General features: G+C 52.5%; 14 protein-coding genes, 1 tRNA gene and 3 pseudogenes. 10 read left to right on the top strand and 8 right to left on the bottom strand.

The window, feature by feature from the left end:
• Window positions 1–71 precede the first annotated feature (71 nt).
• From H8K03_20405 to H8K03_20435, 7 genes and pseudogenes are all read left to right on the top strand, one after another.
• A complete protein-coding gene (locus tag H8K03_20405) occupies window positions 72–290 on the top strand; it encodes an AlpA family phage regulatory protein (protein UVT20108.1) in 219 nt (72 codons plus the stop codon).
• Between the two features lie 160 nt (window positions 291–450).
• Window positions 451–957, top strand: a complete 507-nt coding sequence (locus H8K03_20410; protein UVT20109.1) for a hypothetical protein — start codon at window positions 451–453, stop codon at window positions 955–957.
• Window positions 954–2,255 carry an AAA family ATPase gene (locus H8K03_20415; protein ID UVT20110.1) on the top strand — a complete coding sequence of 434 codons (1,302 nt, stop codon included), beginning with the start codon at window positions 954–956 and terminating at the stop codon, window positions 2,253–2,255. The genes H8K03_20410 and H8K03_20415 overlap by 4 nt, the downstream gene beginning before the upstream one ends.
• Before the next feature lie 277 nt (window positions 2,256–2,532).
• Window positions 2,533–2,889 carry a hypothetical protein gene (locus H8K03_20420; protein ID UVT20111.1) on the top strand — a complete coding sequence of 119 codons (357 nt, stop codon included), beginning with the start codon at window positions 2,533–2,535 and terminating at the stop codon, window positions 2,887–2,889.
• Window positions 2,886–3,146: a helix-turn-helix domain-containing protein gene (locus H8K03_20425; protein ID UVT20112.1), complete on the top strand. Its 261-nt coding sequence runs from the start codon at window positions 2,886–2,888 to the stop codon at window positions 3,144–3,146. Before H8K03_20420 ends, H8K03_20425 begins: the two co-directional genes overlap by 4 nt.
• Entirely contained in the window at window positions 3,143–3,325 is a 183-nt protein-coding gene (locus H8K03_20430) for a helix-turn-helix transcriptional regulator (protein ID UVT20113.1), read from the top strand. The genes H8K03_20425 and H8K03_20430 overlap by 4 nt, the downstream gene beginning before the upstream one ends.
• A gap of 11 nt (window positions 3,326–3,336) precedes the next feature.
• A pseudogene (locus H8K03_20435) lies at window positions 3,337–4,341 on the top strand (tyrosine-type recombinase/integrase).
• Window positions 4,342–4,482: 141 nt separating this feature from the next.
• Here H8K03_20435 and H8K03_20440 read toward each other — a convergent pair.
• The 3 genes and pseudogenes from H8K03_20440 to H8K03_20450 form a co-directional block, all read right to left on the bottom strand.
• Window positions 4,483–4,572 (bottom strand) — tRNA-Ser (locus H8K03_20440).
• A gap of 165 nt (window positions 4,573–4,737) precedes the next feature.
• A pseudogene (locus tag H8K03_20445) lies at window positions 4,738–5,319 on the bottom strand (site-specific integrase).
• Between the two features lie 9 nt (window positions 5,320–5,328).
• A pseudogene (locus H8K03_20450) lies at window positions 5,329–5,808 on the bottom strand (phage integrase SAM-like domain-containing protein).
• A 132-nt stretch (window positions 5,809–5,940) separates the two neighbouring features.
• On the opposite strand from H8K03_20450, the gene H8K03_20455 reads away from it, so the two are divergent.
• Entirely contained in the window at window positions 5,941–6,102 is a 162-nt protein-coding gene (locus tag H8K03_20455; GenBank protein ID UVT20114.1) for a hypothetical protein, read from the top strand.
• 473 nt (window positions 6,103–6,575) lie between these two features.
• On the opposite strand, the gene H8K03_20460 is transcribed toward H8K03_20455, so the two are convergent.
• The 5 genes from H8K03_20460 to H8K03_20480 all read right to left on the bottom strand — a co-directional run bounded on the left by H8K03_20460 (window position 6,576) and on the right by H8K03_20480 (window position 10,469).
• Window positions 6,576–6,773 (bottom strand): helix-turn-helix domain-containing protein, encoded by a 198-nt coding sequence (locus H8K03_20460; GenBank protein UVT20115.1) that lies wholly within the window; start codon window positions 6,771–6,773, stop codon window positions 6,576–6,578.
• Window positions 6,774–6,998: 225 nt separating this feature from the next.
• Window positions 6,999–8,054 carry an AAA family ATPase gene (locus H8K03_20465; protein UVT20116.1) on the bottom strand — a complete coding sequence of 352 codons (1,056 nt, stop codon included), beginning with the start codon at window positions 8,052–8,054 and terminating at the stop codon, window positions 6,999–7,001.
• Between the two features lie 1,047 nt (window positions 8,055–9,101).
• Window positions 9,102–9,356, bottom strand: coding sequence for a hypothetical protein (locus H8K03_20470; GenBank protein UVT20117.1), 255 nt, complete (start codon window positions 9,354–9,356; stop codon window positions 9,102–9,104).
• A gap of 196 nt (window positions 9,357–9,552) precedes the next feature.
• Complete coding sequence (locus tag H8K03_20475; protein ID UVT20118.1) at window positions 9,553–9,918, bottom strand: hypothetical protein; 366 nt, start codon at window positions 9,916–9,918, stop codon at window positions 9,553–9,555.
• Between the two features lie 281 nt (window positions 9,919–10,199).
• Window positions 10,200–10,469 (bottom strand): hypothetical protein, encoded by a 270-nt coding sequence (locus tag H8K03_20480; protein UVT20119.1) that lies wholly within the window; start codon window positions 10,467–10,469, stop codon window positions 10,200–10,202.
• 340 nt (window positions 10,470–10,809) lie between these two features.
• Here H8K03_20480 and H8K03_20485 point away from each other — a divergent pair, with 340 nt between their 5' ends.
• Both H8K03_20485 and nhaD read left to right on the top strand, forming a co-directional pair.
• Entirely contained in the window at window positions 10,810–11,238 is a 429-nt protein-coding gene (locus tag H8K03_20485; protein UVT20120.1) for a response regulator transcription factor, read from the top strand.
• 111 nt (window positions 11,239–11,349) lie between these two features.
• Entirely contained in the window at window positions 11,350–12,699 is a 1,350-nt protein-coding gene (gene nhaD / locus H8K03_20490; protein ID UVT20121.1) for a sodium:proton antiporter NhaD, read from the top strand.
• The last annotated feature ends 776 nt before the right edge of the window (window positions 12,700–13,475 follow it).

Below are 13,475 nucleotides of genomic sequence, written 5' to 3' on the forward strand. Positions count from 1 at the left end.
AGGATACTAACTGGTCACCTCACTCGGCCTTTTTATTTGTCCGACAGGTGGCCGAACCCAGGAGGCACGCCATGCCGGACAATATCTCCAACCATTCTGCGGTTCTTCGCATCAAAGACATTCAGCGCCTGATCTCACTGAGTCGCAGTGCGATCTATTCTCGCTTGTCAGACCTCGACTTCCCAAGACCAATCAAACTCGGACCTCGTGCAATCGGTTGGCTGAAATCTGACATCGAAGCGTGGCTTGCAGGTCGGCCTCGCTCTGCAGATAGCAGGAGGGCGAAATGAGTCATTCAAAAGGTTTTGAGCCCATCGGCGACATAATCCCAGACGTTCTGAAAAAGATTTCCCAGTGCGCTGAGCTGCGCCTTCGGCTCGAAGCGGAGCTTGGCAGACCAGTCAAAGATGATGAATTTCGTGTTCAGGCGGAAAGGGCAGGGTGCTGGCTATGAGTCATCCCATCCTCGACCAGATCATCACCTCCACACATGCCAAGCAGAACGGGTCGGACCAATGGCTGGGGCATTGCCCCGCCCACGGATCCCGGCAGAACCGTGACCTGAGTATTGCCCTGCGGGACGACAAGATCCTCCTCAACTGCTTCGCCGCCTGTCAGACCGAAGCGGTCTGTGGTGCGCTCGGCCTTGGCCTCACTGACCTGTTCCTCACAGCTCGAACCACTCCCAATGCGATGCGCCCTCGAACTCCATCGAAGCCGGTGGATCGTGCACACATTGCTTTTCAATTCGAGCTCGGTGCTCTCGATCGGCGCATGCGCGCCGAGCGGGTGCTCGAACAGGCTTCTGGACAGAATTGTGAAGTGACCGATAATGAACGGGACACGCTCATGGGGATTGTGGCGCGGGCTTATGAAGACCTCGAGCGTGCAGAATGGCTCGAAGGCCTGGCTGACCACTTCCGTGAGTACTCCATCCGTCAAGGAAAGGCGGCATGATGGACGTAGCTGAGCTGGCAACCCTGTCTCGCCAGCACCTCTTGTCTGAATCCTCTGAGGACCTCCTGCTGACCCATACGGAAGTGAGCGGGCTGCATCGGCTGACCTCTCAGTCCTACCCACTGGAGTTTGTATTCGATCGGCTGGCGGAACGGCATGGCGAAGAGCGGGCCGAACTGACCGTTAACTACCTCGGGCGGCCTCTCATGGAGAGCATCAGCGTCACGCTGACCTCTGCCGTGACCCATAAGAAACTTGCAGGCCAGCTTGAGGACCTCGTCAGCTCTGCACCCTGGGATCTGTTGCTCCCGCATGCCTGTGCGACGGTCTTGAAAAAGCATCGGGCTGGGGAGCCGCTCGTCACGATCTGCAGCCAGACCCCGATTGAGCCGCTCACCTTCAGCATCAACCCGATCGTGTTCAAGGGCAAGATCTCCATTCTGTACTCGAATGGTGGGCAGGGAAAATCCACCTTCGCGTTGCTCTTGGCCATGCTCAGCTCGGTTGGTGGGTCCGTGGCCGGATTCTCGGCTCTGAATGGGAACAGTCTCTTTCTCGACTTCGAGGATGATGTGTCAGTCCATGCCCGTCGCCTCCAAGCCATTCAGATGGGCCATCCTGACCTGCTGTCGGCTCGCGTGGCGTATCGGCGGTGCGTGGAACCGCTCCATAAGTTCGCGCCCATGCTCATCCGGCAGATCCAGCAGGACCACATCCAGTTCGTCGTCGTGGACTCCATTCTGGCTGCGACAGGGGGCGATTCCAGCGCTGAGGCGACCACCCAGCTCTTTATTGCCTTACGAGCGCTCAATGTCTCGGTGCTGTTGATCGGGCATACGCCCAAGAACCTTGCAGAAGGACAAGACAGTCCCACGCTCTACGGCAGCGTGTTCAACTCGAATTTCGCCCGGGCGACGTGGGAACTGAAGAAGGAGCAAGAGGTGGGCGAGGATCGGCTTATTATCGGGCTCCTCAATCGGAAGTCCAATCTCTCTCGGCTCCATGCGCCTATCGGCCTTCAGATTAGCCATGAGGACGGCGGGACCCGCATCACGTTTGAGCCCTATGACCTGGCCGACGTGCCGGATATGGCGGCGGAGCTGCCCCTTCCAAACCGGATTCGGAATCTTTTGGAGAGCGACGGAACCCCTCGATACGCGAAAGCGATCGCGGATGAACTGGGAGCCTCGTTGCCCAATGTCCGCACGACCCTCTCCCGGAACGACGGACGAAAATGGGTGCACCTCCAAGGGGAGGGAAAAGAGCTCCTATGGACCGTGCTGAATGCCCGAAATTGATGTTTAACAAGTACGTTTAACAAGGGTCGTTGTACAACAACGTTTAACAGTCTTTAACAATGCACGTAAGTGATTGTTCTATAAGTGGAAACATTGTTAAACATGAGTGTTAAAGATGCATGTTGTACAACAATCCCCCTCTCTTTAGAGAGGGGAGTGTTGAACATGTTGTTAAAGAGAAGAGGGGAAACCATGAGGAACCTCACGAAGAGCGATGCAGGTATCAGGCCTTCCGTACCAATCCGTTCCCTCTGAAGTGGAGAGGGAAGAGAGGCTGATGCCAATGCAGTTTGCAAAAGGCCGAGAGAAAACCGGAGGCAGACAGATGGGGACACCCAACCGAGCCACGGTCGAGTTCAAGGAGTTCTGGCAGGAGTTTTTTGAGTCGGAGGCATATCGCGAGAGCCTGAAGGAGAGAGTCCTAGAAGGAAAAGCCGATCACATGGAACGGTATGCGGCTGAGTTGTTATATGGACGGCCACGCCAAGAGATCAGCATGGAAGACAATTCACCCCGGATATTCATTAATAGGATGCTCGTCGGCGAGCGCCCGCAGAACGATCCGACGCTGACCAAGGGTCAGTCTATACATGGCCTTCTCGACGACAGCAGAGCCGATAACGGAATGAAATGAAGCACCCACTGCCTACCAAGCGCCTGTATAGCCTGCCAGAAGCCGCTATGTATCTGGGCCGGTCAACCTGGTCGATACGTCGACTGATCTGGAATGGCGAGCTTCCCCAGGTTCGTGCTGGCGGACGGGTGCATGTGGACGTGCGGGACTTAGACGAGTTCATTGACAAGAATAAGACATGTGAGGAGACAGTCCCTTCTGTTGTACAGCGGCTTGACAGAGAGAAGGTGGAAATGTTATCTAATGGGATAACATGAGAATTAGGGCTATCCGTGAATCAAAAGGACTGTCAATTCGGGCACTGGCAGCCAAGGCCAAGATGGCTTATCCGTTCCTGTGCAATGTCGAGAATGGCAAGGTAGACCCATCACTCAGCACGCTGAGGCGGCTTGCCAAGGCTTTGAAGGTGAAAGTCGTGGAGCTTATTGACGAGTAAGGAGGACGGTTATGGGGATGCTCTATCGGCGCAAGAAACGCGATCCCATCACGCAAGCTCTGCTTGAGTTTGGGCCCTGGTGGATGAAGTACTACGATCATGGGCGACCGGTCTATCAAAGCACCGAGAAGACGGAGAAGCGCGAAGCGTCAGCCGTTCTCAAGCGGGCTGAAGGGAAGGTTTTGGACGGCCAACGAGAAGGGCCCATGATTTACCGAACTCGATTTGAAGACCTGGTCGATGGACTGAAACAAGAATATGCCCTCAAGGGCCGAAAGACGTGGGATCGGCGAGAGTATAACCTCGATCGGCTCAAACCTGTGTTCGGCGGAATGCGCGTCAGAGCCATTACGACCGACAAACTCCAAGAGTTCATCGCCAAACGGTTGCAGGAGGGTGCAGCAGCCGCTTCGGTCAATCGTGACTTGGATTGCTTGCATCGTATGATGGTAATCGGATCTCGCCAGACGCCCCCCAAGGTGGGCCGCATTCCTCATTTCCCCAAGCTGGCTGAGCACAATGTCCGCGAAGGCTTCCTGGAGCACGATGAGTTCCTTTCTATTCGAGGGGCAGCGCCGGACCATCTGAAGGTGGCCATGACCATCGGCTACTACACGGGGATGAGGTTGAGGGAAATCATCAGCGAACGGGGTCTTCGGTGGGATCAGGTGAAACTGGAGGAAGGCAGCATCCGCCTTTCCTCAAGCGAGACGAAGACCAAGACACCTCGCGTCATCTACATGGCCGATGATTTCTTGTTGGTCATGAAGAAAGCCAGAGAGATTCAGGTACGCGATTTTCCATCTTGCCCATATGTGTGTCATCGGAATGGCCAGCCGTTCAGCAACCTGAAAGTAGCCTGGAACACGGCCTGTAAGCGGGTCGGGGTTATGGGGAAAACCTTTCATGACCTCCGCCGCACGGGAGTGAGAAACCTCATACGAGCAGGGGTGCCTGAGACGGTCGCGATGAAGATCAGCGGACACAAAACACGATCAGTATTTGACCGCTACAACATCACCAGCGAGGATGATCTCCGTGAAGCCGCGAAGCGACTGAATCGGTACATTCAGGAGAAAAAGGTTACACTTTCGGTGACACCAGAGATACTTGAGGAAGAAAGCCGGGAGGATGGTGAATCACAACCTATTGATATATGGCGGAGGGGGCGAGATTTGAACTCGCGGATGGGTTACCCCATCTCCGGTTTTCAAGACCGGCACGTTCGGCCGCTCCGTCACCCCTCCGTGTGCAATATACGGTGTGATCTCAATGGGTTCGCTTGGTAGGCCTTCCACCATTTCTAAGTGAGGGTCCGCCTGGGGCGCGTTTTCGGCATACATCACTTCCGATGTGACCGTCTCAACGGACTCATCATCCAGTCGGTGTACTTGATGCCGATGGTCTCCCTCAAAGAGGTGCGAGTATACATCCAATGTGATGTTGATGCTACTGTGACCGAGTTGTTGTTGGATGTATTTCACATTCGTGTTCTGCTGAATTAACAGACTGGCAAAGGTGTGTCTCAGGTCATGAAATCGTATTCGCCGAAGCCCAGCTGCTTCTAAGCAGGCATATAAGCCCTTCCTCAGTATCTCATTGGTCATGCGGTTGCCGTATGGAGTCAAGAACACCCATTTCTGCATGGGTTGTCCCTTCAGATTCGCTTCAAGCTGTCGAGTCTCTTTGAGTTTCAGCAACTCCGCTTTCAGCTGAGGAGACAGATCCACACGCCTTATCCGGTTAGTTTTAGTAGATGTCTCCTGTCTTCTCACGACATTGTTTCTGACCTCAAGGAAAGCGCCCACGAAGTCAATATCCTCCCATCTCAAGCCGATCAGTTCACCTTCCCTCAGTCCTGTCCTGACGGCACAAAGGAGTGAGGGATGGATCAAGTGAAACCGATCTTTGGCAGTGGCAAGTAGAGACCTTACCTCGGCTGCAGTGAGTGGGTTGATATGAGCGCTTGTCGCCTTGCATCCCTTCACAATCATTCCAACCTTGGAAACTGGATTCGCGCTCACGGTGCCATCGTCAATGGCATGGTTGTACAGCTCTCGGAGCGGGGTCAGGATGTTGAGGATCGTCCGCTTTGTCAGTCCCTGATCGTTTAGTTTAGCAACAAAGTCCTTAACATCCTTTCTGGTCACACGATCCAGTGTATGGGAACCCAGGGCAGGGTAGATGTGCTTATTACAGACCTGCCGATAGCCTGAGCTTGTTGAGAATTTGCAATTGGTTTCAACATAGGTCTTAAGCCAATTCTCCATGTATTCTTTGAGAGTAACCTTGACCGTTTCGTTCTGTAAAAGGACTACGGAACTTCCATTGGCAGCCGCCCATTTAATCTTTGCTTCGATCTTCCTCGCAAAGTCCAATGCCACTTTTTTGTCAGAGAACCGTTTCCTCTTTCGGTTGTTGTTGTGGATGATGGAAACCCACCAGCCAGACTTCCCGTTCCGCTGGGTGACTTTGACTCCCATTCGTTCCTCCTTCCATTGAATTGTTGGACGTATTGCTCATGTCCGCATTGTATGCTATAATCCTAGCATAATATGACACTACATAACAATAACGCTATTGACATTATTGAATCGGTACTGTAAAGGTCCGGTATGGATTCAAAGGTACTACCTAAAGAGCAGTTTAATCTCCGCATCGATTCCGCGTTGGCCATGCAGACAAAGATTCTTGCCATTCAGAGAAAACAACGCCCAAATGCGATTGTCGAGGAGGCCTTGAGAGACCTTCTAAAGAAGTACAAGGTCAAAAGCTGAGGGTGTGACAATCGCTGGGGGACTTCCTCTAGCGCTGTATTGCTCGATTTTCCTCCATCTCTTTCAGAGTTTCATCGACCAAAGCATTAATATCCAATTGGACCACTTGTCCTGGTCAAGAAATGGTCAATGTCTATTGGGCGAACAAGAACTTTGGTCCTAGGCCCTGCCTGATAACTCGGTAGGCCCCCACCAAGCCAACGCTTCATAGTCCGGGAAGAAACTCCGGCCCATACGGCTGCTTGCTTCAATGGTAGATAACCCGGTTTATCCATCGTTCAGCTAAATCGCGGTTCCATAGGGACCCACTGAATGACTCGATTTCCATTGTTTGCTGTCGAATGCACAATCCATTGAAATCATTGAGAATGACATTTCTGCTCTTTTTGTATATTCCTCTGGGGCATATAGAACCCATCCCCCTCAGACCAATCTCCAAAGTGTGGACCCAGATAAGCCCAGACTAGCCGAGACTATCTCCGTTCCTTGAGCCATTTCAGTACAGAAGCAAGGTGATACCGCCTCAATCGGTCCTGGCCGATACAGGGCAGGCCCTTTTTTCTCCAACGCCGTATCGTGGACGGACTATAGCCAAGGTAGCTTCGTAGATCGGGTTCGCTCAGGTAACGATCTGTCTGTATGTTCTCATCCGTGGTCGCTGAACTCGTCATTCATGCCCTCCAATGGCCTTAATAGGTCATTACTGGATCAATCTGGTAATCCCCGCCTTTCACCTACTATTACCCCTTACAGTTTCCGCCAAGATTTCCGTCATGGCGGATTAAGTCCCCCCGCGCCGATAGAAGGTGACAAGTGCGGCGGTCTTAAACCGCCGCCATGTCTTCTATCTATAGGCGTTGGCGGTTGGCGGAATCGTTTCCACCGCTCAAAGCCCCCTAGACAGCGTTTACCTCTGGCCGTAGCCGATATTTCCCATGGGCAATCCTTTCAACCGTTCCCTCATCGCATAGGTCCTCTAGCGCATATTCTCCTGTACGCTCGGCAATGCCTTGCAGCCTGAGGTACGCCAGAAGGTCTTTCCTCGTTGAAGTGAACATCTGCTGATCTCGCAAATAGGCAAGAATCGCTTCCTTAGCCTCCTGAGCCTTGCTTCGGTCTTCCTCACCATTCGCAGGCTGTCCGACATAGCGCATGATCACCGAACTTTGCTCGTCATCGATGCCCTCGGTCACCAGTTGCACTTTGAAGGGCTCGATTTCAGGGGCAACACGGTTCTTCTCGCAACGGATCGTGAGCACGTCGTCTTGGCTTCGAGTGATCGCGTAGGCCAGATCGGCTCCTGCCAGGATGTCCGTTGAACCACTCGCACGATGCTTGACCGCGTCAGGATTCTGAGCGTTCGGCTTCTTCATATGATGGGAGATAATCAGTGTCTTCCCCGCCGACAGGATAGGAGAAGCACTGTCCCAAAACCTAGCCACATGCGTGGCTTCATTTTCGCTTCCAACGAGCACACGCCTCATGGTTTCGACCACAATTATTTCAGGGTCAAACCCGACTAACCGTAAATCCCTCAGTACGCCTTCCACCTTCTCTTCAGTGAAGCGCACACCTAAATGGCTGACGGCATGAAAGGGGATAGACACACCCTTCAATCCCATACCCTCCCCCATCCGCTTCACTCGCCGCCGTAGTTCATGGCCGGGCATCTCTTCGTCGATATAGAGCACGGATCGGGGCTCTGAAATTTCGAACGTATCGAGCCAGGCACGACCGGCAGCGAGGTGTAGGGACAGATCGAGCAATGTCCAGGATTTCATGGAACCATATTCCCCGAACACAACGATTCGAGATTGTCTTGGGATCAGCGGTTCCACAAGCCAGTCAATCGGCGGGAGTGGCTGCTCCATGATGCTCTCAAAAGACACCAGTAGGTCGGCAAGGTCAGGAAACATAAAATGATTCGTCGCGTCATCATCGAATGAGGTCATGTCATCTCCATGGGTAAAGTTAAGTGTCAAGGCACACCAATGGCGCACCCGGTTCGGGGTATACCTGGCCATGGAATGCCACTCTGTAATCGAGGGTAGAGAGACGAGGTGACCAATGAAGCTGGGTCACCTGCGGAGGGCCCATCCGCCGTCTTCTATACGGTCATGCCCTGCAAGCCCGTAGAGGATGTTCAGATCTAGGAATCACTCATGGTGGCCCTCCTCAAAGAGGAAAAGGATAATGTTATTCAGCGGCATGTGGGTTATGACCTTCATTTCTGATGAGGATGACTACATCTAGCGACCATGAATTTTTGTCAATACCAAATATTGTGTGTGTACTGGGGAATGAGAGGAAAGCCTGTGGATAGTCTTAATGTGAACGACAAATTATCCACCAAAATGACCCCTAGAATAAGGCCTCAGCAAATTACCCTCGTTATTTGAATCGACCGCCGAGACCGAGAACCACAACGTGTGTATCTGCCACATCCGTCTCATACCGGCTAAGAAACCACCAGTTGTGTCTTGCGGTATTCGGCCGAACAACTGACTCTAGAAGTTTCTTGCTTTGTGACTGAAACATCTGCCGAATGAATTGCTGTTCTCGAGTCGGTGTACGCTGATCCATTCCGTCCACCGCTTTGCCGAGTTCTTGTTCAATAAAGCGAAATATTAGGCAGTATTCGCACCACGGTTCGGACTTTTGCGGGTTACTGCGGCGACTCGATCAAGTCGACGACCTCGAACGCATCGGCATCTCTTCGATTGAACCCACTACTGTCAGCGACGAATTATTTGAACTCCTCGCGTCATCGGAGAAATTCTGTCCGTACCTGCATATCCCTTTGCAAAGCGGGGACGACCAAGTCTTGCAGGCTATGAATCGCCGCCATAGTAGTGCAACGACCGCTGGAGTCCCCCATCCCTCCTGTCACATTTTCGATCACGACTACCGCTGTCAGTACCGTCGCATTTTTTCCGCCAATGCCAATGCGACAAATCCGAGGTTGAGAAGCCCTCAATGCAGAGTTGTGTCAATAACATCTATCCACGGCGCCGACCTAACCAGGGAGGAACCACCCGATCCATCACGGGAGCCCAGAGGAATTTGAGGGTATAGGGAAGTCCGACCAGCGTGAAAATACCGATGGTCTTGAGATCGACTCCCTCGACCGTCACCCAGGCCTGTAAGGTACCGGACGTGAGCGCAAGCGGAAGGCCCGAGGCAAAACCCAACGGCAGCATCACCAATATGCGCCGATTCATGAGACCGGTCAGGTCGAAGGATCCGTGTTTCATGGAAACTCACTCGTACGTACGTCGGCTGAGCCTGTTACCAGGGCTGGCCGTTGAACAGACAGGGCTTGTACCGTGAGATATCGAAATCCGTATTTTCCTGATAGACCTATTCGTTACCGTTGACCCGTCCTGCTCCGGATCGTTCCACATAATGTGACTCCACCGACAGAGTTCATCTCCCTATAATGATGCCCTCCTATGAATATCCGTGCATCCCTGCATACGCTCGGCTGTCCAACTCGACCTGCCTGCCTATCTTCCTCCCGCCCACGGGCTCGGGAAGCGGTGCAAGTCGGAGGATACCGGGCGGTCGTGCTGACCGGAGTGAAAATCGGGCCCATAACACCCTCACGGCGCCGACATCCGTCGCGGAAAAGCCAAGCCCACCTATTAGAAAGGCGGTCTGGAGTGTAGATGCAAAGGCATCTCCAAGCTTGTAGAGGATAATCACGGCCAAGAAGCCCCACGCATGGGGCCGGGTGAAGAATTCAGCGAGAGGCGCGCCGACGGCTTCTTTCAGGCTCTTCGGGGCATCGGCCACAAGTGTGGGAGCCGGGCTCACTGGGACGATAGCCAACCCTGCATGAGGGTCTGGCTATTAGTTTGGAGTAACCATTAAGCCGGGATGGGAGCAAATGCATCACAATCAATCACGCAAAAAAAGAAAGCCCCGCCCTTTTTCAAGGACGGAGCTTGTGAACAGCGCAATTTGCACATTATGTTTACGATAGGGTCACTGCTATCGGTTTATAATGTTTCCACTGGGCTGTTCGATTGTGATGTTATGGGGACATCTCTCCAGCCCGTACTCGGAAAATCGCCAAGCTCACTCTCTGAGTAATCCTAAGAAAAGCTCAATGCGTGCTCGACTTCCTGAGCGTCAATAGGCGAGTCGTGGGTGCCCTCGATCATCTGATGGTAGGAGGACTGCACCCAGTAAGTCCTGTCCGCATCCAAGTGTATACGAACTTGCCCCGTCCGGCTCATGTAATCAATGGCGAGGAAAAGCTGGTTCCATGTGATCTCCGGACAGAGGTTCATGACCTCTTCCAAGGGGCACTCTGTACCCAATTGTTCTAATGCTGTGTGGATTCGCTCAATCAGGATGGGCATACATCACCTCCGCTGTCGTTGAGGGAGACGCTCCATTAAGCAGTGCAGAGGCTCTACCCTAGAGAATGGAGGAATCCACATACACTAGGAGATACCCCAGTCTAGGACAACAAACGCTACACTAAATATCGACGATAACAGCTTTGCTAAATCAACGTGCGGAATCCCTACCATAGTGCTCTTCCTAGTGGTTCACGCTAGAACATCCTGACAGGATGAAATCTGTACCCTCAGGCCAATAAGCACGTTCACCAGCCCAAACTCCCCAAGATACGTGGATATTCCGCCTGCGAATCGCGATTCCGAAGTCGGCCAATGGCTTTACAGGGAGAAACGGCACATGATGAAGGAAGAAAAAGCGACACAGATAGTAATCGTCGACGACCATACCCTCGTCCGGCAGGAAATTCGGTCTCTATTGGAAGGGTATCCAGACATTGACGTCGTGGGAGAAGCACGTAATGGCCTCGAGGCGATCTTCATGGTGGAAAAATTCCGCCCACACGTCATCCTCATGGACATCAACATGCCGAAAATGAATGGCATTGAGGCCACAGCTCAAATCAGCAAAGGTTATCCGGACACAATTATCATTGGGTTCTCAGTGAACACGACCACGGAGAACCAAGAGGCGATGAAACGAGCCGGTGCCGTTCAGCTTGTCGCGAAGGATGCGGCGGTCGAAGAGCTGTGTGAAGCCATTCGCGAGGCGGTGACGAATCGTGAGACGTCTCAGTCATCAGCGCCTAATGAGCAAACCGCTGGGTAATACTGGCAATTAGTTCAACTTTGTGGATGCGGTACCGAGGAACCTATGCTATTACCTTTCAGAAACAAGAACGGTCAGTTCGGAGAATGAGGGGAGGAAACTGCAGGTGCGATGCCAAGTTTTGTAAATCACTGGACTGGTTATGCGGCGCTGGCCGTGTTTGTCGTTGCCTACATTTTGGTTATTCTCGAAGAATCCATTCAGCTTCGTAAATCCAAACCAGTCATGGTCGCGGCAGGCGTGATTTGGATTTTAGCGGCGCTTGCCTACAGCACACAAGACCGATCGCATGCTGCTGCGGAAATCCTCCGGCATAACCTGCTTGAATATGCCGAGCTGATGCTCTTCCTTCTTTCCGCGATGACCTTCATCAATACGATGAGCGAACGGAATATCTTCGAGGCATTGCGTACCCGGCTTATTTCGTTGGGATTATCGCTGCGTGGGGTATTCTGGCTAACAGGCATTCTGGCGTTCTTTATCTCCCCTGTGGCCGATAACCTCACGACGGCTTTGGTGATGGGCGCGGTGGTCATGGCAATCGGCGCGGGCAACGGGCGCTTCATCGCCTTGGGATGCATCAATGTGGTCGTGGCCGCCAATGCCGGAGGCGCGTTCAGCCCGTTCGGGGATATTACGACGCTGATGGTCTGGCAAAAAGGCGTGGTGAAATTCGGAGAGTTTTTCGCGCTGTTTGTTCCGTCTCTCGTCAACTGGCTTGTGCCAGCGGCGGCGATGGCCATGACAATCCCTCGCGACAAGCCGCTAGCCACGATGGAGGACATGGAGGTCAAGCATGGCGGCTATATGATTGTTCTATTGTTTTTACTCACCATAGCCGGAACTGTGGTAATGCACCATTTTCTGGAGATGCCTCCGTTTCTCGGCATGATGACCGGACTTGGTGTCCTTAAGTCCTATGGGCATTTTATCCGGCGGAAGGAGTTAGACGAATGGACGGACATTCCCGTGGGTGATGACGAAAACAACGGGTTATTGAAACCCGCCATTAAGCCGTTCGATATTTTCATCAGTATAAAACGTGTGGAATGGGACACGCTGATGTTCTTTTACGGCATCATGCTATCTGTCGGTGGCCTTGGTGCGCTGGGCTATCTCGCCGTTCTGTCCGGTTTCCTTTATGAAGGCCTAGGCGCGACGCCCGCCAATATCCTCGTGGGGATCTTGTCAGCAGTGATAGACAACATTCCCATCATGTTTGCCGTCTTGAGCATGAACCCGGATATGAACCTCGGCCAGTGGCTTCTGGTCACGCTGACCGCAGGGGTAGGGGGGTCGCTTCTGTCGATTGGTTCGGCTGCGGGGGTGGCGCTTATGGGACAAGCACGTGGTGTTTATACCTTCTTTGCACACCTGAAATGGACAGGGGCGATTGCGTTGGGCTATGTGGCCAGTATCGGCGTTCACCTCGTGATGAACGGCCACCTTTTCAATCCCTAAAAGTGGGTTAGTTGTGATTCACAGAAGATAAAACACAACAACTTTTTCCTGACCGCAATCCTCGCAAATTCCCATCTCCGTTCTTAATTTCTTATAGTCAACAGGAGAGCCAGCATAGTAGAGATGGCCAGCGCTCACAAATTCCTTTTGTTGTTCATTTCGCTGGTATACAGGCAACTTCCCAAACGCAATGCAGCAATCCGCGCAATATTTAGCCGTTTCCTTCATTGGCGGCGCTTAATCCATACTCAACCTAAACCGTCTTTATACATGAGGAATTGGAGAGAAACGCGTAAATTTTCTGTAAGAATTAGGAGGTTGCGGCCTGTTACTAGAAATGCTGAGGAACGGCATAGGGTACAGGGCTGTTTCATTCAGAGAGGATAGAACCACACGACCTTTATTCGACCGCATTTTTCGCAAGTTCCGGTATCTGTTCTTACAGTTTTCTTGTAATCAACGTGAAACTTGCCCGCTTTCAAAAATTCCCTTTCCTTTTCACTCTGCTTGTCAACAGGCAGTACGCTGAATAGCGCGTGACATTCCCCACAATATTGAGCCGTCTGTCCCATTGGTCGGCTTCCTTTCAGCAGAGCGGTTTTGAATGGTGACAATTCTCTAACGCAATAGCATCACAACTAGTAAAGCAACAATGACCCAGATGGGTATGCGCAGCCATTTGAGTGTCGATTGAAGCTCCTGTATGAGTGGAAGTAACGCTACATTGACATCGGCTGGTGAAGCTGGCGGCACGGAGTCGTCTTTTGCTGCATCAT

The organism is Nitrospira sp. (genome assembly GCA_024760545.1).
In the GTDB taxonomy this organism is placed as follows: Bacteria; Nitrospirota; Nitrospiria; order Nitrospirales; family Nitrospiraceae; genus Nitrospira_D.